Consider the following 25,271-nt stretch of genomic DNA (forward strand, 5'->3'; position numbering starts at 1 on the left):
ATTTTCCGAGTAGCTTAGGCTGCGGTACTAGAGAAAGCGGCCATTTGTACGTCACTTTCCATCAGTAGGGTTTGCAACTCTTCAGCATCGACGGTTTCTTTTTCGACGAGCATTGTCGCTAATTTGTCGAGGACGCTGCGGTTACCGACGAGCACATCTTTCGCGCGCTTGTAGGCTTCCTCTACGAGGCCCCGGACTTCTTCGTCAATGACTGCGGCGGTCTCATCGGAGAAGTCCCGATCAGAAGCAATATCACGACCCATGAAGACGTTGCCGTTCTGGCGACCTAAGGCCACAGGCCCCAGGCGATCGCTCATCCCGAAGCGGGTAATCATTTGTCGGGCAACATTAGCGACCTGCTGCAGGTCATTGGAAGCTCCTGTAGTTACTTCTTCTTCACCAAAGATAATTTCTTCAGCGATGCGGCCACCGAGGGCAACGGCCATCTGGTTTTGCAAATAAGCACGGGAGTATAGACCAGAATCCATGCGATCTTCACTGGGGGTGAACCAAGTCAAACCGCCAGCACGACCCCGGGGGATAATGCTGATTTTTTGGACTGGGTCATAGTCAGGCATCAACGCACCAACGAGGGCATGGCCCGCTTCGTGATAAGCAACAAGAGTTTTGCGCTTTTCACTCATCACGCGGTTTTTCTTCTCAGGGCCAGCGAGGACGCGATCAATGGCATCGTTCACTTCGTCCATGGAAATTTCCGTCAAATTGCGACGGGCTGCCAGAATTGCCGCTTCATTCAAGAGGTTCGACAAGTCTGCTCCTGTGAAGCCGGGAGTCCGACGGGCAATTTTTTCGAGATCCACATCCTTCGAGAGGGTTTTACCCCGGGCATGGACATTGAGAATTTCTAAACGACCGGAATAGTCGGGGCGATCAACCACCACTTGGCGATCAAAGCGACCGGGACGCATTAACGCAGCATCCAATACATCGGGACGGTTGGTTGCGGCGATGATGATGATGCCAGTATTGCCTTCAAAACCATCCATTTCTGTCAGGAGTTGGTTAAGGGTTTGTTCCCGCTCATCGTTACCACCACCGAGGCCAGCACCCCGAGAGCGACCCACGGCATCGATCTCATCGATGAAGACGATACAGGGGGCATTTTGTTTGGCCTGTTCAAAGAGATCGCGGACTCGGGAAGCACCGACCCCGACAAACATTTCGACGAATTCAGAACCAGAGATGGAGAAGAAAGGGACACCTGCTTCGCCAGCAACGGCTTTGGCCAGGAGCGTTTTACCGGTTCCAGGCGGGCCGACGAGGAGCACCCCTTTGGGAATTTTGGCACCGATTGCAGTGAACCGATCAGCGTTTTTCAAGAAGTCAACAACTTCGGTTAACTCAAGTTTGGCCTGCTCAATCCCTGCCACATCACCAAAGGTGACTTGGGTTTGGGGTTCCATTTGTACCCGTGCCTTTGATTTGCCAAAGTTCATTGCCTGGGAACCGGGGCCGCTTTGGGCGCGCCGGAGCAAAAAGAATAACCCCACAAGCAATAGGATTGGGAAAATAAGTGTGCTGAGGGCGCGGAAAATCCAGTTATCGTCACTCTGGGGCAACACGGCAATATCGACATTGTTTTCGCTGAGGATGTCGATTAGCTCTGTATCACCGGGGGGGAGGTTGACGAGAATGGGAGTTCCATCTTGGGCCGGGACGAAAGCCTTGGTGCGATCGCCACTGATTTTGACACTTTCGATATTGCCCTGCTGGACTTCTTGGAGGAACTGACTATAGCGCCAGGTCTCTCGACTTTGGGGTTGCTGATCCAAGAAAGACACAGCCAAGGAGATCACGACGATCGCCAATAGGGCATAAAGCCCGGTACTGCGCCATTTTTTGTTATTTTTGTTCACTACTGAGAGCCTCCTAGGATTTGAGGATAAGCAGAATAATTATGCGATTCTTAAAAGAGCGTCTTATCCTGTGTTTCAGGTTGGTTATTAAATAATGTTAACGTTTCTCAGGAAAGATTGTTAAATTTTCTCCTTTTATGTCTAAAATCGCAGGTCATATTCGACAGAAAAGCGATTATCATCATTGAGATCCGTGGAGCCCCGCACAAAAATCTCATCGTTGACCCGATACCGGAGACCAAACTGAGCGGGCTGGCTGCTATTCAGAATCTGCAGCACCGACAGGGACAAATCTGGGCTAATGTTGGCACTGAGTTCAGCCCCAAGCCCCAAGGTCGAACTGCTCTCATCTTCGTCTTCTGTAATCACCGTCGGGAAGAGACGAAGCTCACTCAAGCCAAGGGCATTACCAATGACATCTTGGATGTTACTCAAAAGGGCCGACCCAGCTAAGTTGGCCAAGGCTAGAGTTTCGTTGGTGCTACCGCCAGCAAAGTTTTCTAAGAACGATCCTCCTAAGAGAGAAATTAGCTCTGTTTCACTACGGGGCGGACTACTGGTCAATTCGATATTTTCATCTAAGTTGCTTGCCCGGCCTCGCACATTCGCTTGGATACGGATGGTTTCGACGGTACCGATCTGACTGGGGCCAAAGACGCTATTATCACGAATTTCGGCAGAAAGGGGATCGGTGGTGGCGAGGAATGACCGGGAATTTTCCAATAGGGAAGTCTCTAGGGTGAGGTCAAGTTCTGGGTCAAGCCCAAAGTTGGGGGTAAAGGTTGCGGTATTGCGATTACCCGCCAGCCGGAGTTGGGTGGCAAACAAATTCACTTGACCTCGATCTAACTGAATCACCCCCGTAGGACGCAGATCGTTGAGGGTGCCATTGATGGTTAAATCCCCCGTCGCCAAGAAGTTTAGGATCGGTTGCCGGGTAATTTGTATGCGATCGCCAAGGGTGATTTTGAGGTCTTTAAACTCTGTGATCGCCCGCAGATCGACATTGGAAACGCGTTTCGGCGCAGATGATGCCTCTGAATCAAGCTGTTTATTCCCGGCGGTAGTTTGTTGATCTGTCGCTCCGGTTGAGTTGCCATTGTTGCCATTTTCTTGGTTCCCCACTAGCAAAATACGTCCCTCTCGGAGGGTTAGATCGCCCCCAATGGTCGGCTCTAGGCTGGTGCCAGCAATGATCAGGTTACCCGCAACGCCCCCTTGGTAGAGATTAGGGAGCTCAAAGTTGAGATCTTCTAGGCGAACATCGAGGGTTTGACTCCCGGTCGTCGGCTTGGCGAGGGGGAGTTGTCCGGCGATCGCCACCTGACCACCACTAAAATCACCGGTGAGTTCTTGGATCGTCAGGGTATCTAAATTGAAATCAATTTGTCCATGGACATTGGTCAGGGGGGCATCAGGTAGAACCTTGGCCTGGATTTCCGCTGCGGTGATCGCCACCTGACCATCGGCAACCAGATCCACTGGTCGCCCCGTATCAGGATCAATTTCTCCGTCAATGGATAGATCCACTTTCCCTTCACCCCCAAGCCAAGCTATTTGACCCCGCGTCAAGATATTTAAGAGGGCAAATCCTTCGTTCTCAAGGTTAAACGTGAGATTGAGGGCGTTACTCTCCGGGACAATCGTGGCATTGGGCAGTTGGTAAGGAATACTGCCTGTAATTTTCAGAGGGTCAGCATCGGCTACCAGTTCACTATCGACGATAAAGTTGAGGCGGGCATCATCGTAGGTGAAGTTCCCCTTAACGCTATTGATCGGCGTGTCATTGATGCTGGCATTGACCATGGTCATTTCACCCCGGGCCGAAGGATCATCAGGGGTACCCGCGAGGGCGGCATTGGCATTAATAAAGCCGTCGATCGCCACCGCTTCCGGTAAGTCCACAAATTTTTCTAAAAAAGCTACAGGGACTTCTGTCAGACGCAATTGTCCCGTTTGGGTATCCCCCCCAAAGCTACCGATGAAGCTGAGGCGTCCCCCACCATCTTGTTCCGAGAGACGGATGCCCACGGGCCGAAGCGTTAAGACCCGGTCTCGCAGCACACCCCGCGCGATGATCTGGGGCATGGTGATCTCACCCCACTGCCAAGGAGCACCGACAATCTGCGATTCGCCAAACACGTCTACTTCGCGGTATCCCCCGGTGAGATCAAAATCTGCCTGGAGACCAGTATCGGCATTGTAGGCAATGGTTAGATCGCCGTTAAATTCCCCCCGGAGGTCGGCTAATTCTGCGGGCAGGAGCGGTTTGCTCTCGGCGACATCCAAATTTAATTGGCTTTGGACGCAACTGAGGAGAGCGATTCTTTCGGCAAAGGACTGTTGGCGATCGCCGCGACTGTAGAGGGCTGGATTTTCGCCATTATTTTCAGGCGGATTCGCTTCAGCCATGCCGTTGAGGAGAGTCTCACAACGATATTTTTCCCGTTTGGGGGGCGAAGCATCGGCCAATTCCAGGGTAGGTTGGGCTGGTACTGCTATGGACTCAATTTCGGTGGTAATGGGAGGCAGATCCTGGGGACGGTTGGCGTAGAGATCGGCGCTCTGATCAAAGCGACTAGAACGGCCAAAATAATCAGGTAGGGATAAACTACCGAGGCTTTGGAAATCGCCGTAATCGAAAATCTGCAGGGCCGCTAAAACATCTTCAATCCGGCCTTGCTCAATGGTGCCCGTGGTTTGAATGGTTGGGCTAGGCCGATTTTCGTTGGCCAGGGCAATGGTGCTATCGACGCTGTAGAGTCCGCCATTTTGGGCCCACTGGAAATCCTGGAGTCTGAGGGTGTCGTTGGCGAAGTAAAAGTTGCCGCTGAGGCGATCGCCTTCGAGATAACCCAGCATCGGTTGAGCGATCGCCACTTGACCAGACACCGAATTTGCCCGGAGATCCGCCCGCAGTTCACTGGAGAGTCGTCCCCCCAAGACCATCGTTTCTAGGGGAAAATCAAGCCGTTGCAAGGCAGGTTGTCCCTGGGCCACCTGTTGGATCAAAGTGACGGGGAGGTTGCCACTGCTCAGTTCAAGTCTAATGGGTTCGAGGCCTGCGGGGTTGTACTCCAGGGCGAGGTCTAGGGTCGAGCCGTCAAGCTTGAACTGGGCCTGTTCTGGGCGGAGACGGGAATTCAGACGGGCAAAAATCTGGTCTTCTTCCCCTTCGATAGCGATAATGGTGCGGCGATCGCTGCGGGTTTGAATGGTGCCCTGGAGGGTCGGATCGAGGATTAATTCGGCTAGCTGCACATTATTAAGGGCCACTTGACCGTTGATCCGGGGCTGCTGGAGCGTCCCTTGGATCGTGCCTCGAAAATCCCCTTGACCAGAGATATCGAGGGACTGGGCCACCTCCGGTAAAGGTAGTTGCTGGAGATCTAAACCCTCGACTTCTAGGTTGAGAGCTAACTCTGTAATCGCTTGGCTTGCATTGCGACCGAGGCGATCGCTATCAAGGGTTAAAACCCCATCGGCCCGGAAATTTTCGGCGATCGCCCTTTGGATTTGCAGTTGTCGCCCGTTCCAAGCCCATTGACTGGTTAACGGAGAATTGATCAAGGCGACCCCTTCACTGAGGCGCAGATCCCCTTCGGCCCGCACGTTTTTCAGATCTGGCTGGGTTACATCCGCCGTCAATTGCACAGCACCACTACCAATTCCATCGAGACTGCTGTTGAGGCGATTGAGATCCAAATTTTGAGCGGTAAAATCTCCCTGGAGTTGGCCATTCTGGAGCGTTAACAGTCCGCCGTCAATAACACCGCCTGCTAGTTGGGCGCTCAGGGAACCCTGGGCCAAAATCCCTTCTACGGAGAGATCCTCTAAATTACCCCGCACCTCAAACTGACCTTGGCTGGGAACTGCATTCGCCACATTAGCCAATTGGGGCGCAAAGTCCACCAAATCAACATTATTGAGGACAGTGCGACTGTACCATTCCCCGCTGGCGATGGTGACCCCCTCGGTGCGAATCTCACCAGCACCTACCGTGAGACGCCCTGAACCTACCGCTTCAACGGTATTTAAGTTCACCTCGGCCAAGGTTCCCCCAGTCTGAAACTGGCCGGAGTAGTTTGCTACCAGGGTACGGGGAACAGCGGGGAGGATGTCTTTGAGATCGAGACTATTTAGGGCCAGGTCAGCGCGCCACCGACCATCCCCGACGCGAATATTGCGGGCGATCGCCTGACCATTGGCAAAACTGGTACGGGCCTGACCGGTAATCTCGAGGGAACCACTTTGCTCCTGGGGTTCTGACTGGCCAAAGGTGCCCGCAACTTGAAAATCACCATTGACGATACTGCGCTGGAGAAAAGGAGGCAGTTCCTGTTCCGTGAGTTGTGCGAGGCGCAGCCCCTGGGCACGTGCCGGGGTTTGGAATTGGGTTTGGGTGATGCGCAGGTTGGGCATCGTCACCAGGCCCCCAGCCACGGGTACCACAGCGGTACCTGAAACCACAAATTCTGAGACTTGGTTCAAGGGCGCTTCAAACACCAGATTCGTTCGCCCTGGCCCGGCAGTGACCGGTAAATCAAGTTCGTAAAGTTGGGCCAACGCATTAGTCGGCAGTTGATCGCCCTGGGCAGTAATGGCGATCGCCCCAGGCGAAGACGTACTTTCATCGGCCAATTGAATCACCCCCTGGCCTGTAATCATGCCCCCCAGGGTGGGTTGAGCGGTGAACTGATCAAGCAAAAAACGATTCTCTACAATAGTCAGATCGCCCTGAAAACGCTCAAGGGTCAGGCGATCTACTTTTAATTGGCTAGCATTCGTCGCGGCAACGGCCAACTGAATTTCCTCCAATGGCCCCCCAAAGGTCACCGTCGTTGCTAATTTTCCCTCCACCGGAAAGGCTGGGGATTCTAATTCAAATGTGTCCAGGATCTGGGCAATTTCTGTGGGGGCAGTCTCAATTTGTCCCGCAAAACCTGTTTCAAAATCGATATTCAGATCGCCACTGAACGGCAGTGCCCCCAGTTGGCCCGTAATCTGCTGGAGTTGAATTTCTTGATCCTGAAAGCCAATTCTGCCGGCAAAATCTTCCACGGGTTTGGCGAGGGCTGGCACGATCAGGGTTGTCCCCTCGGCCATTAACTCCCCATTCCAATTGCTGAGGTCGCCTTCCTCGAGGAATAGCTCGATGGCCCCATCTACTAAGCCTCCGGAAAAAGTGACCGGCGGAACCACCAGGTTAGAAATGGCGACGGGGTCTAATTTTTTCGCGCGAATCTTGAGATGGCTTGTTTCTTGGTCAAAATCGAGGACCCCTTGGATGTCTAATTCTCCTCCCAGGGCCAACTTGCCTTGAATATCAAAATCGATAACTTTGTTTTCGTTCGTGAGGCGGCCTTTCCCAGAGGCGATCGCCAATTGCACGGGAGGGCTTAGGGTGCCGGAACGTTGGCGGGCAATGAGAGTCAGTTGGCCCCGGCGGAGTCGGATATGGTTGATATTGACCTCGAGACCCTCGCTGTCCGAGTCATCTGGTGTAATCGTCAAATCTAGCCATTTGCGGGCTTGGTTTTGCTCGACGGTCACCTGGGGATTAATCAAGGTGAGGTTTAGGTCTAAGCGCCGTCGGGTGAGCAATGTCCACAGGTTAAAGTCAACGGCGATCGCCTCAACCAAAAGCTGATCATTAGAATCCGTCGTCGGCGGCAGTTCAGAAGGGCCGAACCGTAGCCCCCCCAAAGAAAACCCTTGCACTGACCCCAGGTTAATGGGGCGATCAATTTGTTTATTCAGCTGCTGCTCAATTTGTGGCGATAGGCGCTGGTAAATGTAGTAACGCCCATAGCCCAATCCCGCTCCCACAGCCAGCACAAGGCCCACCGCCGCCCCCGTAATGAGACGTTTACGCCGACGAGATGGTGGAACTTGCACTGAGTTTTCGGAGGAAGGGGGGAGGTTTTGGCTCATGGTGGCAACAGGTTGCAAGTGTTGCGATCATTATAGATAGGATGACCCTATCGCAATGGCTTTTGTCGCTTTTTAATTACTATAGATTCTGGATCTGCCCCAAAAGGTCAGCCTGAAAAGTTTTGAATCAATCCCATATAGAAGCGATTCCCAGTAGCCCAAGCATCAAAGATTCGTTGTTTGACCGTTGCCACATTGATAAATTTGCCACAAAAAAAGAGAAGTAATTACTTCCCTTGCTAAACCCTAAATCCATAAATGGCTGTCGTTATCTCTGACAGAAATTTTTTTGACGCAAACCTTTTTCTAGAATTTGATGTTTTGGGCCATGGATTTAAAAGCAGCCATGTTTGCCCCTGGACGGCGACGGCTAGAACGATTGCCGGGGTTGAGGAGATAGTTTTCGGCAAAGGCACCTGCTTCTACTGTCTGTGCAAGAACGTCTTCTCGGCTTGCAGCTTGGATCGCCGCAACAATCACATCGGTGGGGTCATTAACATTGGGGGCAGGGGCACTGGCGGCGGGAGCAGGCGCCTCTTGGGATGCAGCAGCAGCGGGGGCTTCTACCTCAGTTGTTTCCTGTACCCGCACTTCGGGCGCAACGGACGCTTCAGCGATTGTGTCGTTACCTTGGGAAGGTAATTCCATGAAAAAGTTATCTTTCTTCTTTCCTAAAATTTTTCCTAGCACGGGCAAGCTCCTGATTATTAAAAATGGATTAAAACAGTACTCAACGCACCAAATGATTAAGCACGAATATTTTGGCGAGATTAAGTTACGCTGATTCTATTGATTAAGTTTTATGAAGTCAAGGCAATCCCGGAAATTCGAGATTTTTTAAGTATTTATGACCATTGCTTCCGGGGAAAATGATAAAAAATAGCCACAGTGTGCAGAAAAATGAGAGGCGATCGCCATGGGTCAGGTAGAAACAATTTTGGGTGCCATGCCGGGGAATCCCCTCCAGGGATTACGGGCGGCCGATCAACGGTGGCAAAATTGGCGACAGGGTAAAATCGGTGCTCCGACGATGGTTCAAATTGGTACGGAGGATGGCCCTGATTACGATTGCGATGTACTGGTCTGTGGGGGCACGTTAGGTTTGCTCCTTGCGGCGGCCTTACAACGTCGAGGCTGGCGGGTGATTATCCTGGAACGGGGGCCATTACAAGGGCGCGTCCAGGAATGGAACATTTCCCGGAGTGAGTTACAAACGCTCCTGGATCTCGATCTCCTTAGTGAGACAGAACTGCGCGAAGTCATCATGACGGAATTTAACCCCCTGCGGATCCAGTTCCATGGGGGAGATCCCCTCTGGGTGAAAGATATTTTAAATATTGGTGTCAGTCCCCGACGGTTGCTGGCAATTTTGAAGGAAAAATTCCTCACTTGGGGCGGCAAAATTTTTGAAAATCACCCTTGCACAGGCATTACGGTTTCGCCGCAGGGGGCGATCGCCAAGACCGAAAAGTTTACGTTTCACACCCGCTTAATTTTGGATGGGATGGGGCATTTTTCTCCCCTTGCCCAACAGGTGCGCCAAGGCCAAAAGCCCGACGGTGTCTGTCTGGTGGTGGGAAGTTGTGCCCAGGGGTTTGCGGCGAATAGTAAGGGAGATTTAATCTATTCGTTCACGCCGATTCGCAATCAATGCCAATATTTTTGGGAAGCCTTTCCCGCCCACGATGGCCGCACCACCTATTTATTTACCTATCTTGATGCCCATCCCCAACGGTTTGACCTGGCTTTTCTTCTGGAGGAATACCTCAAACTACTCCCTGACTACCAACAGGTGGATTTAGCGGCCCTAGATTTTCAACGGTTTCTGTTTGGTTTTTTTCCGAGCTATCGTCGTAGTCCCCTCCGTTATCCTTGGGACCGTATTTTGCCCATTGGTGATAGTAGTGGCAGCCAATCTCCCGTGAGTTTTGGTGGCTTTGGGGCAATGCTGAGACATCTAGAGCGACTCACCAACGGTTTAGATGACGTCCTCACCCAGGACTGTTGCGATCGCCAATCCCTCGCTCTGTTACAACCCTACCAACCGAACCTTTCGGTCACCTGGCTGTTTCAAAAGGCCATGAGCGTTGGGGTAAAGCAAACTTGCCCACCAAACCAGATTAATGATCTGTTAAATGCGGTCTTTGGGGTGATGGCCCAGTTGGGGGAAGACACCCTTAATCCTTTCTTACAGGATGTGGTGCAATTCCAGGGACTGACGAAGACGTTACCCAGGGTGAACTTTAAAACGGTGTTGCCCCTGTTGCCCCATTTAGGGGTGGGAGCCTTGGCCGATTGGTTGCGCCACTACCTTGCCCTGGGTCTTTATACCTCAGGCTATGCCCTCAGTCAGCGTCTGCCCATGGGGGATAGTTACCAGACTAAGCGACGGCGTGAGGCCTGGCAGTATGGGTCAGGTCAAGATTTTCATCCGGCTGGCTTACTAGAGCAGTCCCAGGAGTAGCTCAAAAAACTCAATGGTTAAACCTCATCAAAAGGCGATCGCCCCCAAACGATTTTGCAACATCTGAGGAAACTGGGCATAGTAGCGTTGATTTAGGGGGGATGGGTGGGGCAGAGGCGATAAAGTAACGATCTTTTGGTGTTCCAGTCCCAGATCGTCCACGGCCCGGAGGGTCACTTGTAATGAAGTTTCAAAGCGATCGCCCCGCCGAAAAAATCCATTTACTTCTCCCCGTCGCCCATAGGGGTCAAACCATTTAAAGGCCTCTGTGCCGAGGGTGATGATTTGATTCCCCTGCCAATGTAAGACCAAAAGCCGCTCCACAAAGGGACGAAATCGTTCTTTGACCGACACCGGATAGGCTTTGTTGCCTGGCGGTTTGTAGGGCACTGTATTGGTCAACAAGAGGCGATCGCAAACCGTTGCTAGTTGTGCTTTGTCATGAACCTTTTGCTGGTGGATTGCGTAATAAAATCCCTGGCGAACCAGGGTGCCCGCAGCGCCATACAGGGGTTGACGGGCGTGCACCTCATCCCGTCCCAAATCCCGCCCAAAAAAACATAGGGAAGCTTTGAGATTTCCTGCATAGAGCACTGGCTCCGTGGGGGCAAGGTGTGCCGCTTGATACACAGGCACATCAATGGGAAATGGTTCCCGTTCTGCCTCCGTTTTTACTTGGGCGATTAACGTCGCAATATCCGTCATGGTCTCAACTGGAGAGGGCTAGAAATCTATGTCATTGTTGGCGATCGCCACCGCCCTTTGTCAACCCAAACCATGGCTGACGGCGTCTTTTTCTATCCTAGGACACCGAAAGCTATATCAAATCTTCACAAAATTGTTTAGAAAAAATCCTTATAATTTTTTTTTTAATAACTGCTTTGAAACAGCTAACAATTAACATGTTCTTGGACTTAATAAAAATCAAAATAAATTCAGTGTTTATACGTAGAAAGTGCCAAGAAAATTAAAGATCGTTTGGATGTCTTCGCGGTAAAAAATCAAAAGAAAGCCAGCAAGCCCCAATGCCAAGAAAAAATATTGGGGACTGTTTTGCTATTTATGTTTAAATTCATAAAATTCAGAATGATTTGTCAATTTGTATATTGTTGCAAAGCTTTTGTTAGGCTATCTAGAGGTTATGGGTATATTTAAGATCGAGAAATGCTCTAGACACAGAATATGACTGCTGCAGGCAATACACTCAATCTCATCGCCGATCAACTCAACCAACTGTGCCAAACACGGGCTACGGGTGAGTTGGTTGTGGGGAATAGTCAATACCAGGGGCATATTCATCTCCTGTCCGGGCGTCTTCTCCATGCCACAGCCGGCATCCACTCGACCCGTCGTTGGAACCGCATTACCCAACGGCTCGCCCCCCAGTGGACGCCAAATCCCCAAGAACTGATGAGCCCGCAAATGTGGGAATATCAGCTCCTCTATCAAGGGATTACAACGAAGCAACTTACGGTCATGCAAGCGAAGGCCATTATTCGGGCGATCGCCCAGGAAGTCTTCTTTGATCTTGGTTGCTATGCCGATGCCACCATCGAATGGCATGAAACCCAAAAAAATGCCACAGAAATTGCCCTCAGTTTGTCCTTGTCCTATCTAGAAGTTGAACCCGACCTCAATCGGGTCACGCAACTCCAGCAACAATGGCAAGGTGCAGGTCTGGGCAACCTAAGTCCAACCCTCGCCCCGGTGCTAAAAGCGGGTATTGATGCCAGTGCCCTGGGTGGTCTGGGCCAGTATCTCAATGGGCAATTCACCATGTGGGACATTTCTGTGCATCTCGGTAAATCAGTCAATAGCGTTGCCAATGCCCTAATTCCCCTACTCAAAAAGCGCATTGTTCAACTGAAAAAAATTGCAGATTTACCCCATCCCCTGGCCAATCTTGTTGAACCCACCGATGCCGATGCCCCCACCTCCGGCAGTCTGAGATCCCCTGAAAAGCGTGATGCCCTCATTGCCTGTATCGATGATAGCCCCGTGATTCTCCAAACCCTGCGGAAAATCCTCGAAGGAGCTGGCTATCGCACCATTGGCATCAGTGAACCCATGCGGGGCGTTGCCAAGCTCATCGAGAGTCAACCCGACATTATCATTCTTGACCTCGTGATGCCCAATGCCAGTGGTTATACCGTGTGTAAATTTCTCAGACAAACCTCTGTGTTTGAAAAAACGCCGATTATTGTCTTGACTAGCCGCGATACCTTAATTGACCGTAACCGAGCCAAGCTTGTGGGGGCCTCTGATTTTCTGGGAAAACCACCAGATCCAGAGAAAACCATTGCCTTAATTGAAAAATATTTAGATGAAGTTGCCGAACAAGGTAATGAAATAGAAAATGCCACCTTGAAAGTCTCTAGTTCTGCCCGATAAAATTTGATTTTTCAAAGTTTACTTAAGGGTTGCTCTCAAACAAAAATTGTTATTTAATTTGAATTTTGAATTTTTCCTCAGAGGTTTGTAATGGCAACTTTATTATTAGTTGAAGATAGTCCGACAGAAGCACAAATTATTACAAGTTGTCTAGAAAATGCTGGGTTTAGTTTACTAAAAGTCACAACGGCAGAGGCGGCGCGGGCCATCCTGGATAGCAAAATGATTGATGGCATTGTCCTGGATGTCGTGCTGCCGGGCCAAAGCGGCTTTGGATTTTGTCGTGAGGTCAAAAATAATCCAAAAACCCAAAATATTCCTGTCATCATGTGCTCCAGTAAAGCCGAAAAAATGGATAAAAAATGGGCCAGTAAACAGGGGGCGAATGACTATGTCACCAAACCCATTGACCAAAACGAACTGTTAAATGCGGTACGGCGTTGGATTAATTAAGCTTGGCTCTGCGTGATTTGCTGCCCCGTCTTGCGCAACTTTTGTTGATTGAAGTTTGATTTGGAGGGTTGTTTATGGCCACTGTGACCTCTGTCCCGGAAAGTAGCACAACACAATACATTAGTATTCTTTTGTCCGATGGTTTTCGGGCCATGGTGCCCACGGCTCAATTGGTCGAAACAATCAATGTCGAGTTAGGACATATTGTGCAAATGCCAGATTTGCCACCTGCAGTGGTAGGGGTCTGTGGTTGGCGCGGCGATGTGCTGTGGCTGGTGGATTTAGCCTATGCCCTCCGTTTGTCTCCTTTATTGGATGGTGATTATTCGCGATCGCAATGTCATGTTTTACGGGTTACGGTTAACCAGCAGACGTTCGGCATTCTTGTCGCCGAGGTGCAGCATTTAATGCGCGGCGATCGCCTGGAATTATTACCGGGCCCTCCAGGGCAAATTCCCAGTGATGTTTCGGCTTTGGTGGCAGGTGAGTTTCGTCTGGCTTCAGGGGAAACCATCTGGAGCATCAACCTCGAAGCCTTGTTAGACCACCTCAAATCCCCAGGCTGACCTTGCCAGACTGAATAGATTAGCCCAATGTCGGCCTCTCATTCTTTCCCTTCTTGCGTTTACCCAAATTGAAATTCCCTGAAACTGCCATGACTCAAGCTCCCTTTCGCCCCAACAGCTCCCAGGACAACCATCTCAATCCCCAATCCCTTAGCCATGACCGCAAAGAACGGCCCATTGAAGAAACAGTAACCATTGTGCCGGTTCAGGCCACCAACGCCGACACCAACGGGAAGCATTCTACCCTCACCTCGAAGGCGGGCACCCTCGTTAGTGAACTCAGTAATCTCCGTTCTAACATCGACATGATGACGGAAGAACTCCAGTCTCTACTGGCCACGGAACGGGCGGCGGTGGAGCGGGCTGAACTTCTCAACGCGATGACTTCCCACATTCGCGAGTCCTTAAGTTTTGAATATATTCTCAATGCAACGGTCTCGGATGCGCGCAATGCCCTGGATGTGGATCGGGTGGTGGTGTATTTGTTTGATGACCCAGATTGGCTCGGCAAGGTCATGTACGAGTCCGTTGAACGGCGGTGGCCCAGTGCTTTGGGGATGCCCTATTCCCTGGTAGGTTTGTCAGACCATGCCATTCGGCTCTTTCAACAGGGTCGAGTTGAAGCCTTTAACAATCTCGGCCATGGGACGACGGCGGACGGTACCCAACTGGATCAATGGCAACAATTGGAAGTACAGGCGAGCTTAACGGCACCATTGCTTTTGGGGGGCGATTTGTATGGGTTATTAGTAGCCCACCAATGTGAGATCGCCAGGGAATGGTCAGAGTCGGAGATCGAATTTTTCCGGCAGTTAGCAGTACAAGTAGGCTACGCCCTCGACCAAGCACAATTGTTAGATCAACAGCGGGCGGCGGCGGAACAGGCCCAATGGTTAAACCAAATTAGTGCGCGGATCCGGGAGTCCCTCACGCCAGCGGATATTTTTGCGGCGGTGGTTCAGGAAGTCCAAACTGCCCTCCGGGGCGATCGCACGGTGGTCTATCACCTTGGTGAAAATGCCCTTGGGGGTCAAGTGATTGCCGAGGCCGTAGAACGGCCGTTTCCGGCAATTATGGGTCTGGAGCTTAATCTTCCCTGGCTAGAGGCCAGCCACCAAGATGCTTATCTCCGGGGCCAGGTGAATGCCATTGAGGACACCTACGATGTCGACCTCGATGAAACAGTGCTCAATCACCTCAAAGCCAAAGGCATTCGCGCTAGTGCGATCGCCCCAATTATCGCCCGCCAAAAGCTCGTGGGTTTTTTGATGGTGCACCAATGCTCGCTGCCCCGCCGCTGGGCCGATAGTGAGCTAGAGATTTTGCGCCAGGCAGCCACCCAAGTCAGCACGGCCTTAGATCAAGCCTTTGCCCTCCAACAACAAGAAACCGCCGCCCTCCAGGCCCAAATTCTTAATGAATTGTCGTCCCGCCTCGGCAGTTTTAACGACACCGCAGAGATCCTTGAAACGGTAGTGGACGATGCCCGCGAAGCTCTCCAGGCTGACCGAGTCCTCATTTTCCGGGTCGATGGCCAACAAAAAACAATGGCGATCGCCGAATCTGCAGATCCTCGGTGGAGAAGCCTCATGGGGAAAACCCTCCAGGACTGCGGCCTTGACGAACGCTATGTAAAGCAAGCCCAACGGGGCAAACTCACCGTACTCAATCGCCTCAGCGATATCGGTTTGAGCAACTCCCAACTAGAAGCCCTTGACACCGCCCAGGTGCGGGCGATGATGATTGCCCCCATCACCATTGAACGAAATCTCTTTGGTTTGATGGTAGTTCACAGTTGTCAAGGTTCACGGCAATGGCAGGACGTAGACAGCAACTTGATGCGACAAATCAGCAACCAGGTTAACTTTGCCCTGGAGCGGATCAGTCTCATTGAACAGCGGCAAATGACCGCCGAGCGGGCCCAGCGCCTCAGTGATATCAGTGCCCGTCTCCAGGAATCCCTCGAAGTTAAGGAGATCCTCGCCGCCGCCGTTGAAGAAACCAGAGAAATCCTCGGGGCAGACCGGGCGATCGTTTATCGCTTTGACCGCAACTGGCGTGGGTTGATCAATGCTGAATCCGTGGTGCCTGGCTTTGAATCGATCCTGGGTCTTAAGACCAATGAACCCCGAGTCACCGAAAAATTTGCCAAAGCCTATATCCGTGGAAAAGTCACTGCCTATGACAACATCTACGAAGCTGACTTTATCGATTGCCACATCAAAGAATTTGAATCCCATGCGGTGAAGGGCTACATGGCCATTGGCATTGTGGCAAATCAAAAACTCTATGGTCTGCTGATCGTCCACCAATGTTCTGGCCCTCGTCAATGGAATGACACGGAGATCAATACCCTCAAACAAATTGCTCAACAAATTGGTTATGTGCTAGAGCAAGCTTTTCTGAAGGAAGAACAGGAACGGGCTAAGCGCCTAAATGAAACCCGTATCCGTCTCCAGGAAGCCTCAGAGGTAGAGGCGATCCTCAATGTGGCAGTGGAAGAAGCGCGGAACCTTTTGGGCACAGACCGGGCGATCGTGTATGAATTCGACTCCTCCTGGAAAGGGCTGATCACGGCTGAGTCAGTGGAGCAAGGCTACCCTGCGACCCTCGGCGTTCGTACCGACGAACCCCACGTAACGGAAAAATTGTCCAAAGGCTACATGAAGGGGAAGATTCTCGCAGTCACTGACATTTTCAATTCCGATTTCGCCGATTGCCATATCAACGAGTTTTCCCCCTACGGTGTGAAAGGTTACATGGCGGCGGGAATTAACGCGAACCAACGGCTTTATGGGCTCCTCATTGTTCACCAGTGTTCCAGTACCCGTGCTTGGACGGAGGCGGAAATTGATACTATCCGCCAACTCTCTGAGCAGGTGGGGTATGCCCTTGACCAGGCTCTCCTCCGCCGAGAACAGGAGCAGGCGATCACCCGGACACGCCAAGTGAACCTCATTAGTTTCCGGATCCGTGAATCCCTCGACCTAGAACGAATCTTCCGGACTGGCGTCGAAGAAGCCCTCAAACTCATGAAGTGCGATCGGGTCGTGGTTTACCGCTTTGACGACAACTGGGATGGCCGGATTAAATACGAAGCGGTTAAAAGCGGTTGGCGCAAACTCAGTGAAGATATGATGACCTCCGGCGATGCCCCCTGTTTCCCCGAAGATTACGTTGAACCCTACCGCCAAGGCCGGGTGCAAGTGACCCCTGACGTTTCCCAAGCTGGCCTCACCGCCTGTCATGAAGAACAACTTGGTAAATGGCAGGTGAAAGCCAACGTGGTGGTCCCCATTCTGGTTAACCAAAAGCTTTATGGCCTTTTGGGGGCGCACCAATGTGCAAGCACTAGAGAATGGGAAGCCCCCCTGGTAGAATCCTTCCGTCAGGTGGCGATTCAATTGGGCTATGCCCTCGACCAAGCGCTCCTCCTCGAAGAAGTCGAAACGTCCCGCCGTCAAGCGGAGATGGTTTCCGAAGAACAGCGCCAACAGCGGGAGCAACTCCAAGGGCAAATTGAAAACTTCCTCGAAGAAATTGAAGAGTCCTTTGAAGGGGATTTGACCGTGCGGGCTGGGGTCACCGAAGGGGAAATGGGCACCGTAGCCGACTTTTTCAATGCCACCCTCGAAAATCTCCAACTGCTGGTACAGCGGGTACAGGAATCGACCACCATTGTGTCGGACACCGCCCAAGAGAGTGAATCCCTCGTCCAAAACCTCTCTGGGGAAGCGTTGCGCCAAGCTGAGAGCGTTAATGTGGCCCTCGATAAGCTCTTTAAGATGACTGCATCCATCCAAGAGGTCGCCAGCAACGCCCAGGAAGCCCAAGCCAAAGTCCAATTGGCAAACAAAACGCTCCAATCAGGGGATATGGCCATGAACCGTACTGTGCAGGGGATTGTGGCGATTCAACAAACCGTTGACGCAACGGCCCGTAAGGTTAAAAATCTGGCGGATTCTTCCCAGAAGATCTCCCGGGTCTTGAACCTGATCCGCGAACTGGCCAACCAAACCAATCTGCTAGCCCTGAATGCTTCTGTGGAGGCAACCCGCGCCGGGGAAGAAGAACAGGGCTTTGCTGTCGCCAATGAAGTGCGTACCCTGGCGGAACAATCGGCCAACGCCACCAAGGAGATTGAGGCGATCATCGAAGAAATCCAAGCGGAAACCAACGAGGTGATCAAAGCCATGGATGTGGGCCGGAAGCGGGTTTTGATCGGGACAAAATTGGTGAAAGGAACACGCCAGGCTCTCACGGATCTTGCCAAGGTCAGTATGAGCATCAACCAAACCGTCGAAAAAATTGCGGATTCGGCATCTACCCAGGTGGATATTTCCAATGAGTTGAACCAAACGATGCAGGATGTGGCCAATGTTTCCAATCAAACCTCTGTTCAATCGGTGAAGGTGGCGGAATCATTCACCAAGCTTCTGGGAGTCGCTGGAGAACTGCAACAGAGTGTGTCTCGCTTTAAGGTGCAGTAAGTTGAATGTCGGGGTACGGGGGAGAGGCGATCGCCCTTTCCCCACCCTATCTAGAAATATCGCATCGCAACATTATTTACTTTCATCATCACATCGGTTGAGTAGGGGATCACAATCCAATCATGGCCAAGGAAACAGTTGATACAAACGATCAAGCCTATGAATTCTTTGTCCAGGAATCACAGGCGCTTTTGCAGCACCTCGAAACGGGTTTGATGAGCCTCTGCCAAGACCACGAAACACCAACAATCCACGGATTGATGCGGGCAGCCCATTCCATTAAAGGGGGAGCAGCCTGTGTGGGCTTGATGGCCATCCAAGCGATCGCCCATGATTTAGAAAACGGAATCCGGGCTTTATACAAAGAAGATACCGTGTTTGATGTGGAGCTAGAAAATCTCTTGCTCAAAGCCTATGACGCCCTCCAAGATCCCATCAATCAGCAAATCCACCAGGGAGAATATGACCCCGACCAAGCTTTGGGGCGGGCGAAGCCGATCTTTAGCCAGTTAGAACAAAAGTTAGGCCATGCCCTGGATGAAGCGGCAGAACTGCCAGAAATGCAAATGGAGGGGGATATTACCGAGTTTATTTTCAAAGAAGAAGTTCCCCAGGCCCTTGGTCGCCTCGAAAATTACGTCAAAAAACCGCCAACGAAAAATCCCCATGGGGAACTCGTTTCCCAAATGGAAGTTTTGGCAACCCTAGGCGATATGTTGAACCTTGAAGGATTTGCGGCGATCGCCCAGGTGGCCCAAGCCGCCCTCGAAACCAATACCGAACAATACCTAGAGATTGCCCGTTGCGCCCTTGCTGATTTTCAAGCGGGCCAAGCCGCAGTCCTCGAAGGCGATCGCACCCAGGGGGGAGAACCCAGCGCCGCCCTCCGCCAACTTAGCCAAATCCAGACTGCGCCCCCGTCACAGGAACCAGAAATCCCCCCCCAGGAGACAGTCAGTGACAGCGTGAGTGGTGACAATGGCGAAGATTTAGGGAACGGTCTTTCCCTCGATGCCGATGAACTGGCGGCCCTGCAATTTTTGACCCAAAATGCCCGACCAGAAGCCGAAATTCGACCTGTCCTGAGTGACACGGATCTGGCTGAACTGATCCTTGAAGCCGATGATGTCCTCGCAGAGGTCGATGTGGACCTCACGAGCCTTGTACTCATGGATGAACCGGAACCCAGCGAACCCATCACCCAGAATGATGATGTCGTCTCCACCGAGGACAAGACCTCCCCCAGCACGCCTCAGGCCACTGTACTAGAACCAAGTTTGCGCCCAAATGCCGATGTGGCTCCGGTTCCAGAGAAGACCCCAGTCACAGAAAAGGCGATCGCCCCCCCTCCTAATCCAGTTCTCCCCACCATCGACACCAATAACCTCAGCGTGCGCCTCGACATGGGTCGCCTCAATCACCTCAACAATTTGGTGGGAGAATTAGTCACCCAGGACAACAGTGCCCTGCTCCGCAACAAGCAAAGTAGCGACGCCCTTAATTCCCTCAAACGCTGGTACGGCCGCTTAGACAAAATTACTACTCAATTGCAAGAATATGCCAAAGAACTGGTGGCCAAAAATCCCCAGGCCCGGACTCAGTTGGCACAATTCGTAATTTTCGCCTCAACAATGGCTGAAGAAATGGCCCAGCTCAGTGAAACCATTGAAGATACCACCCTCATCGCCCAGCAGGATCAACAGGCCCTCAAACAACGACAACAAACCCTCAAACAATTAGAAAATAATCTGATTCAAGCCCGAATGTTGCCCATTGGGGAGCTCCTCAACCGTTTTCCCCGTACCGTGCGCGATCTCTCCGTTAAAGACAATAAACCCGTCACCCTGAACCTAGAAGGAACAGATACCCTTGTGGATCGCGCCATTTTATCGAAGCTCTATGATCCTCTAGTTCACTTAGTCCGTAATGCCTTTGACCATGGCATCGACTCCCCTGAAGAGCGGGCCGCCCACAATAAATCGGAGGCGGGCACCATTACAATCAAGGCCTACAACCGGGGCAACTCTACCTACCTTGAAATCCAAGACGACGGTCGCGGCATTGACATCGAGAAAGTCCGCACTAAAGCAGTGCGCAAAGGCTTAGTCAGTGCCACTGAAGCGACAGAATTATCTCGGTCACAACTGTATGAATTACTCTTTGTTCCGGGTTTTTCGACAGCAGAACAAGTCAGTCATTTGTCCGGTCGCGGGGTGGGTCTTGATGCGGTACGACTACAAATTCGTGCCCTCAAGGGGAATATTACCTTGACTTCCGAGCTGGGCCAAGGGACAACATTTACCCTCCGGCTTCCCTGGAGTATGACCATTACAAAATTGTTGATTTTCCGTTGTCAAGAGAGTTTCTTTGCGGTGCCCATCAATAGTTTGTCGGCGATCGCCGCTGCTAAAAAAGCAGATTTCACACAGGATGGTCACCAGGAACAGTTCCACTGGCAAGGGAAAACAGTGCCCCTCGTTCAAACTCTACTGAGTGGCTTTAATTATCCCGCTGCAGCCATTGCCAGTCGGCAACAAATTGGCTCTTTAGCCCAGGGCAATATCAGCAATATTTGGAATCAAGTGGGCCAACAGATGGTTTTGGTCATGGCCCAGGCCAATGAAGTGATTGGTTTGCGGGTTGATCAAATTCTCCTCGAACAAGACCTCGTGATTAAACCCTTTGGGACGGCGATCGCCTCGCCTCAGTATATTTCTGGTTGCACCATTCTAGGGGATGGTCGCCTGGTGCCCGTCCTGGATAGTGCCGCCCTCATCGAACGGGTCTGCCAAAAAGACAACCAGAACACAGCTATCATTGATCCCCAATTCCGGGCCCGCCAGCCGAAATTGACCTTGCCCACTGTCCTCGCCATTGATGATTCGCTGACGACACGACAAACCCTTTCCACCACCCTGCAAAAGGCCGGTTATCGCGTCATCCAGGCTCAAGATGGTGCTGACGGCCTCAATCAACTGGAGCTTCACCCTGAAGTGGTTGGGATCATCTGTGACGTGGAAATGCCCAATATGAATGGCTTTGAATTTCTTGGCCGCTGTCGCAAAAAACACCCGAAAACAGAACTGCCGGTGTTGATGCTGACGTCCCGGGGCAGTAAACGTTATCGTCAGTTGGCCCAGCAGTTAGGGGCGAGTGGCTATCTAACAAAGCCTTATTTGGATCAAGAGTTGGTCGAAACCCTCCAAGGGGCGATCGCCGAAACAAAGGCAAAACCAACGGCGATCGCCACCGTTTAACCGTTATGGGGACTAGCTCATTTTCGGACGGCGCACCTGTTGGTCTTCCATCTGGGCCTTCGCCTTAGCGGCACTCTTGCGTAAAAACTGGAGGCGCGTTTCGTAATCCTTGCGTTTGCGACGGTTGGGGGTTTGTTCAATCAGGGTTTTGAGGGCACTCCCCAAACTCTTGTAAGCATTCGGCAGGGTATAACCAAACCGGGTGGCGAGGCGGATCGCCTGTTCATCGGCATCAATGGCAATAGTCATCCGTTTTTCACCGCTATTTTTTTGCCACAGTCGGTAGCCCGAAAAACCACAAAGGGCGATCGCCAAAACCAAAAGTAGGCCATCTTGCACCCAAAGCTCACCCACAGCACCCCCAAGACCAATGGCGAGGGCTGCCATTTCCCAACCTTCCCGGGGAATTGTATCGTTCTGGATCTTCGCTACTTCATGCCAAAACAAGAGGTTGCGCTGGTCAATGGCAAGATTTTCCCATTTCGCCAAATCAATTTGGATTTCAACTTCGTCTTTACCCAATTCTTCGCAGCGTACTAGGGGTGGATTGACCTCTGTGGTGCCCTCAACCATCACCCAACTTTGCAACTCAGGGGGTAACAACGTCTTGAGGCGACGCAGCTCACTCATTTCGGCTCTGGCAGAAAAAGTGGAATAGGAAGTCATAGGATCGGCAATCTGTAGGTGGGCTAGGAGATAAATTCTGGCTTCGTTATAAAATAATTGTAAACTTTCGTGACCTAATCCTTTTGTTAACCTTGGACAGCATCAAAAAAGGCGATCGCCTAGGAAGTCAAAGAGGCATTCCGGAATTTCTTCGCCTGTTCTTCAATGCGCTCAGCTAAGCGATTACAAACCAGATTACACAGGTCATAGATTAGTTCGTCGCTGACCCGATAGTAGGCAGAAGTCCCTTCACTCCGCCGCTGTAGGATTCCTGCTTGGAGCATCACCTTGAGGTGTTTAGATACATTCGCTTGGCTTGTATCCGTTGCCTGAACTAAATCCTGGACACAGCGTTCTCCGTCCTGCAAGAGACTTAAAATCCTTAATCGCATCGGCTCTCCCAGAACACTAAAGTACGAAGCTACCTGTTGGAGCACTTCTGGGGGCATCTGATGGTCGTCAGGCATTGGTTTTCTCAGAAAAAAGAATAGATAGTTTAAGACTATTGTATCAATTGATTATTGGAGCGCTTAGGTTGGGTTGACCCACATGAGCGTTTGACCAAATTCAATGGGCTCACCGTCTTCAACGGCAATTTTAACAACTTCACCGCTGACTTCTGCATCAATCTCATTCATTAATTTCATCGCTTCAATGATGCAAACGGTTTGGCCATTGCCAACGCGATCGCCGACGGCCACAAAGGGATCTTCACCAGGGGCCGGCGCACGGTAGAACGTTCCCACCATGGGGGAGGTAATCGGCACCCACTTATCATCAATGCTTGCACTGGGAGCTGGGGTCTCAGCGGGAGGTGTTTCTGGGGTTGCAGTCGGTTGAGAAACAACGGGAGTGGACGTCGCTGGTTGGGCGATCGCCTCAGGCATCACCATCATCTGGGGAGCCGCCACAACGGTACCTTTGCTCACACGGAGTTCAAAATCATCGGTTTTGAGTTCAAACTCAGTGACATTGGTTTGGCCGATGGTGGATAGAAGTTCTTGGATTTCTTGTAAATTAATAGCCACAGAACAGGTTATTCCTCACAACTGCATGGGTAGGGGGAGATCCAGATCAAGATTAGTGCAGATCTCCCAAAAAGCTTTGGTGCTCTATTCGCGACCGAGATAGGTATCGGTGCGGGTGTCGATCTTGATGCGCTCACCAATCGAAATAAAGAGAGGCACATTGACCTGGGCCCCTGTGGAAACGATGGCGGGCTTGGTGCCCCCTGTGGCCGTATCTCCCTTGACCCCAGGATCTGTTTCGGTGACTTCGAGGACAACGGTATTGGGGAGTTCAACGTCAATGACTTGGCTGTTCCAGAAGAGGACATTGACTTCCATTTCTTCCATGAGGTATTTAACGCGATCGCCAATTTGTGCTTCGGTGAGGCGGACTTCCTCGTAGGTCTCCATATCCATAAAGACAAACTGCTCGCCCTCTTTATAGGTATGTTGCATCGTGCGTTTGTCGAGGATCGCTTGGGGAACAGTTTCACCAGCGCGGAACGTTTTTTCAACGACACTTCCCGTTTGGGCATTTTTTAGTTTTGTCCGGACGAAGGCGGAACCTTTACCGGGTTTAACGTGGAGAAATTCGACGACGCGCCACACTGAACCGTCTAATTCGATGGATGTACCAGTACGAAAGTCATTACTTGAAATCATGGAGCTTTAGCAACATTACGGGCTTGCATAATCAAACCATATTCTACCGTTGATAGGGAAATTTCCAGCTAAATTCCTCGACTGCCTTCGGGGGGCGGATTTTTTCCAGTTTTCGGAGTGGCGATCGCCGCCATGCCATAGACTTTTAGCCCCGCCTTCCTCAGGGTTTGTTGGGCTTCGGTGGCTGTTGTTCCCGTTGTGTAGATGTCGTCGATCAGTAAAATGGGCTGTCGAAACCCTTGGGAAAATGCCTTGGGATTGAGGGAAAAAGCTTGCTGGAGTTCCCGTTGCCGTTGGGGTACCGTCAGTTCAAAGAGGGCTTGGGTCGCTTTTGTGCGTTGCAGCAGCTGGGCTTCGTGGCGTAAGCCGGTGACTTGGGCAAATTGGCGGGCGATAATCTCGGCTTGGTTAAAACCCCGTTGTTTTTGCTTATCGGGATGCATTGGAATGGGGATGACAGTTAATGTTTGCGGGCCGGGAAAGGATTTTCGCCATTGCAAACCCAATTGAGCACCGAGCCACCGCCCCAGTTGGGGGGATTTGTTGTACTTCATGGTGGCGATCGCCCGTTTGAGGATGCCGTCGTACTGGCCCCAGACAAATAGCGGCAGATCGCCTTGCCAGTGGCGTTTGGGATTGATGAGTTTTGTTTTTTGCAATTGGCGATCGCAGTCCCGACAGACGATATTTTCTCCAGGGCGATCGCAGAGGGGACATTTATCCTGAAGAAATAGGGAGAGGAAATCTTGAAAAAGTTTCATGATTGCCAAGGATTAACAACATCAATTCCACAATGATGAAAATCGTCAATATTGCGAGTCGCGATAATACCTTGGTTGATCAAACAAATCGCTGCAATCTGAGCATCAAATTGAGATATTGGTCTTCCTTGTCTTCGCCGCGCCGATGAAATATCTGCAAAAGCAATGGCGGCCTCATCATCAAAAGAGAGGATCTTATGGCGAAACTCCATTTGAAACATCTTCCGAGCCGCTTGAGTGAGCTGCTCCCGTCGCTGTCCCCCTGGCAAAGTAGCAATACCATAAAGAATTTCTGCTTGAGTGATCGCCGTAATAAAAAGTTCTGCACGGTTTTTTTTGGCAATCCATGTTTTCACCAGATGGGAGCCTTGGGGCTTCATTAGTTCAGAGAGAACATTTGTATCTAAAATAATCACCGTGCTTCAAGCTAGAAAAACATCACGAATTTTTTCCCGAGGGGGTAAGGGGATTTCAAATTCATCGAATTCTTGAAAATGTTGGGCGATCGCCTCCGCTAAATTTTGTGGTGATTCCTCTGCAACTAAAGCTTTTTGCAATATATCAATAATTTCTGCTTCGAGGGTGCGTCCATGTTTCTGGGCGCGTGCTTGTAAACGCTCGCTGAGATGCCGATCTAAATCGTGAATTGAGATGCTGGCCATATTTTTTTAGGCGTAATTGTCTAAGAGGATGTCTGAGAAGGGTATGGCGGATAAAAAAATAGAGATTTAGCCTGTAGAAG

At 51.2% G+C, this 25,271-nt stretch carries 17 protein-coding genes; 6 read left to right on the forward strand and 11 right to left on the reverse strand.

Going from position 1 to position 25,271, the window contains the following annotated elements; translation table 11 throughout:
* Positions 1-14: 14 nt before the first annotated feature.
* From ftsH3 to AWQ21_RS00200, 3 genes are all read right to left on the reverse strand, one after another.
* Positions 15-1,877 (reverse strand): ATP-dependent zinc metalloprotease FtsH3, encoded by a 1,863-nt coding sequence (gene ftsH3, locus AWQ21_RS00190; RefSeq protein ID WP_065712803.1) that lies wholly within the window; start codon positions 1,875-1,877, stop codon positions 15-17.
* Positions 1,878-2,018: 141 nt separating this feature from the next.
* Positions 2,019-7,811 carry a translocation/assembly module TamB domain-containing protein gene (locus tag AWQ21_RS00195; protein ID WP_065712804.1) on the reverse strand — a complete coding sequence of 1,931 codons (5,793 nt, stop codon included), beginning with the start codon at positions 7,809-7,811 and terminating at the stop codon, positions 2,019-2,021.
* Between the two features lie 306 nt (positions 7,812-8,117).
* The gene (locus AWQ21_RS00200; RefSeq protein WP_065712805.1) at positions 8,118-8,459 is read right to left on the reverse strand and encodes a hypothetical protein; all 342 of its coding nucleotides are present in this window, start codon (positions 8,457-8,459) and stop codon (positions 8,118-8,120) included.
* Positions 8,460-8,727: 268 nt separating this feature from the next.
* Between AWQ21_RS00200 and AWQ21_RS00205 the strand changes: the two genes are divergently transcribed.
* Positions 8,728-10,275, forward strand: coding sequence for an FAD-dependent oxidoreductase (locus AWQ21_RS00205; protein WP_065712806.1), 1,548 nt, complete (start codon positions 8,728-8,730; stop codon positions 10,273-10,275).
* A gap of 27 nt (positions 10,276-10,302) precedes the next feature.
* Here the strand turns inward: AWQ21_RS00205 and AWQ21_RS00210 are convergent, their stop codons facing one another.
* The gene (locus AWQ21_RS00210; RefSeq protein WP_065712807.1) at positions 10,303-10,980 is read right to left on the reverse strand and encodes a uracil-DNA glycosylase family protein; all 678 of its coding nucleotides are present in this window, start codon (positions 10,978-10,980) and stop codon (positions 10,303-10,305) included.
* Between the two features lie 477 nt (positions 10,981-11,457).
* On the opposite strand from AWQ21_RS00210, the gene AWQ21_RS00215 reads away from it, so the two are divergent.
* The 5 genes from AWQ21_RS00215 (at position 11,458) to AWQ21_RS00235 (ending at position 21,432) form a co-directional block, all read left to right on the forward strand.
* Positions 11,458-12,666, forward strand: coding sequence for a response regulator (locus AWQ21_RS00215; RefSeq protein WP_065712808.1), 1,209 nt, complete (start codon positions 11,458-11,460; stop codon positions 12,664-12,666).
* 90 nt (positions 12,667-12,756) lie between these two features.
* Entirely contained in the window at positions 12,757-13,119 is a 363-nt protein-coding gene (locus AWQ21_RS00220) for a response regulator transcription factor (protein ID WP_065712809.1), read from the forward strand.
* 74 nt (positions 13,120-13,193) lie between these two features.
* A complete protein-coding gene (locus tag AWQ21_RS00225) occupies positions 13,194-13,685 on the forward strand; it encodes a chemotaxis protein CheW (RefSeq protein ID WP_065712810.1) in 492 nt (163 codons plus the stop codon).
* 89 nt (positions 13,686-13,774) lie between these two features.
* Entirely contained in the window at positions 13,775-18,175 is a 4,401-nt protein-coding gene (locus AWQ21_RS00230; RefSeq protein WP_065712811.1) for a GAF domain-containing protein, read from the forward strand.
* A 122-nt stretch (positions 18,176-18,297) separates the two neighbouring features.
* A complete protein-coding gene (locus AWQ21_RS00235) occupies positions 18,298-21,432 on the forward strand; it encodes a hybrid sensor histidine kinase/response regulator (protein WP_065712812.1) in 3,135 nt (1,044 codons plus the stop codon).
* Positions 21,433-21,444: 12 nt separating this feature from the next.
* Here AWQ21_RS00235 and AWQ21_RS00240 read toward each other — a convergent pair whose 3' ends face one another.
* The 7 genes from AWQ21_RS00240 to AWQ21_RS00270 all read right to left on the reverse strand — a co-directional run bounded on the left by AWQ21_RS00240 (position 21,445) and on the right by AWQ21_RS00270 (position 25,191).
* Positions 21,445-22,098 (reverse strand): DUF3318 domain-containing protein, encoded by a 654-nt coding sequence (locus tag AWQ21_RS00240; protein ID WP_065712813.1) that lies wholly within the window; start codon positions 22,096-22,098, stop codon positions 21,445-21,447.
* Between the two features lie 119 nt (positions 22,099-22,217).
* Entirely contained in the window at positions 22,218-22,565 is a 348-nt protein-coding gene (locus tag AWQ21_RS00245) for a helix-turn-helix transcriptional regulator (protein WP_065712814.1), read from the reverse strand.
* Between the two features lie 63 nt (positions 22,566-22,628).
* Positions 22,629-23,126, reverse strand: a complete 498-nt coding sequence (gene accB, locus AWQ21_RS00250; protein ID WP_065712815.1) for an acetyl-CoA carboxylase biotin carboxyl carrier protein — start codon at positions 23,124-23,126, stop codon at positions 22,629-22,631.
* 84 nt (positions 23,127-23,210) lie between these two features.
* On the reverse strand, positions 23,211-23,768 hold the full coding sequence (efp, locus tag AWQ21_RS00255; protein WP_012305694.1) for an elongation factor P: 558 nt from the start codon (positions 23,766-23,768) through the stop codon (positions 23,211-23,213).
* A 68-nt stretch (positions 23,769-23,836) separates the two neighbouring features.
* On the reverse strand, positions 23,837-24,529 hold the full coding sequence (locus AWQ21_RS00260) for a ComF family protein (protein ID WP_065712816.1): 693 nt from the start codon (positions 24,527-24,529) through the stop codon (positions 23,837-23,839).
* A complete protein-coding gene (locus AWQ21_RS00265) occupies positions 24,526-24,945 on the reverse strand; it encodes a type II toxin-antitoxin system VapC family toxin (RefSeq protein WP_065712817.1) in 420 nt (139 codons plus the stop codon). Before AWQ21_RS00265 ends, AWQ21_RS00260 begins: the two co-directional genes overlap by 4 nt.
* A gap of 6 nt (positions 24,946-24,951) precedes the next feature.
* Complete coding sequence (locus tag AWQ21_RS00270) at positions 24,952-25,191, reverse strand: FitA-like ribbon-helix-helix domain-containing protein (RefSeq protein WP_065712818.1); 240 nt, start codon at positions 25,189-25,191, stop codon at positions 24,952-24,954.
* Positions 25,192-25,271 lie beyond the last annotated feature (80 nt).

The sequence above is a fragment of the Picosynechococcus sp. PCC 7003 genome (assembly GCF_001693255.1).
Taxonomy (GTDB): domain Bacteria; phylum Cyanobacteriota; class Cyanobacteriia; order Cyanobacteriales; family MRBY01; genus MRBY01.

Excerpts from the sequence above, each read along its gene's own strand:
- AWQ21_RS00270 (WP_065712818.1), bottom strand. The coding sequence starts at position 25,191 with ATGGCCAGCATCTCAATTCACGATTTAGATCGGCATCTCAGCGAGCGT.
- AWQ21_RS00240 (WP_065712813.1), bottom strand. The coding sequence starts at position 22,098 with ATGACTTCCTATTCCACTTTTTCTGCCAGAGCCGAAATGAGTGAGCTG.
- AWQ21_RS00260 (WP_065712816.1), bottom strand. The coding sequence starts at position 24,529 with ATGAAACTTTTTCAAGATTTCCTCTCCCTATTTCTTCAGGATAAATGT.
- efp (WP_012305694.1), bottom strand. The coding sequence starts at position 23,768 with ATGATTTCAAGTAATGACTTTCGTACTGGTACATCCATCGAATTAGAC.
- AWQ21_RS00220 (WP_065712809.1), top strand. The coding sequence starts at position 12,757 with ATGGCAACTTTATTATTAGTTGAAGATAGTCCGACAGAAGCACAAATT.
- AWQ21_RS00200 (WP_065712805.1), bottom strand. The coding sequence starts at position 8,459 with ATGGAATTACCTTCCCAAGGTAACGACACAATCGCTGAAGCGTCCGTT.
- AWQ21_RS00215 (WP_065712808.1), top strand. The coding sequence starts at position 11,458 with ATGACTGCTGCAGGCAATACACTCAATCTCATCGCCGATCAACTCAAC.
- AWQ21_RS00230 (WP_065712811.1), top strand. The coding sequence starts at position 13,775 with ATGACTCAAGCTCCCTTTCGCCCCAACAGCTCCCAGGACAACCATCTC.
- AWQ21_RS00245 (WP_065712814.1), bottom strand. The coding sequence starts at position 22,565 with ATGCCTGACGACCATCAGATGCCCCCAGAAGTGCTCCAACAGGTAGCT.
- AWQ21_RS00235 (WP_065712812.1), top strand. The coding sequence starts at position 18,298 with ATGGCCAAGGAAACAGTTGATACAAACGATCAAGCCTATGAATTCTTT.
- AWQ21_RS00195 (WP_065712804.1), bottom strand. The coding sequence starts at position 7,811 with ATGAGCCAAAACCTCCCCCCTTCCTCCGAAAACTCAGTGCAAGTTCCA.
- AWQ21_RS00225 (WP_065712810.1), top strand. The coding sequence starts at position 13,194 with ATGGCCACTGTGACCTCTGTCCCGGAAAGTAGCACAACACAATACATT.
- AWQ21_RS00210 (WP_065712807.1), bottom strand. The coding sequence starts at position 10,980 with ATGACGGATATTGCGACGTTAATCGCCCAAGTAAAAACGGAGGCAGAA.
- AWQ21_RS00205 (WP_065712806.1), top strand. The coding sequence starts at position 8,728 with ATGGGTCAGGTAGAAACAATTTTGGGTGCCATGCCGGGGAATCCCCTC.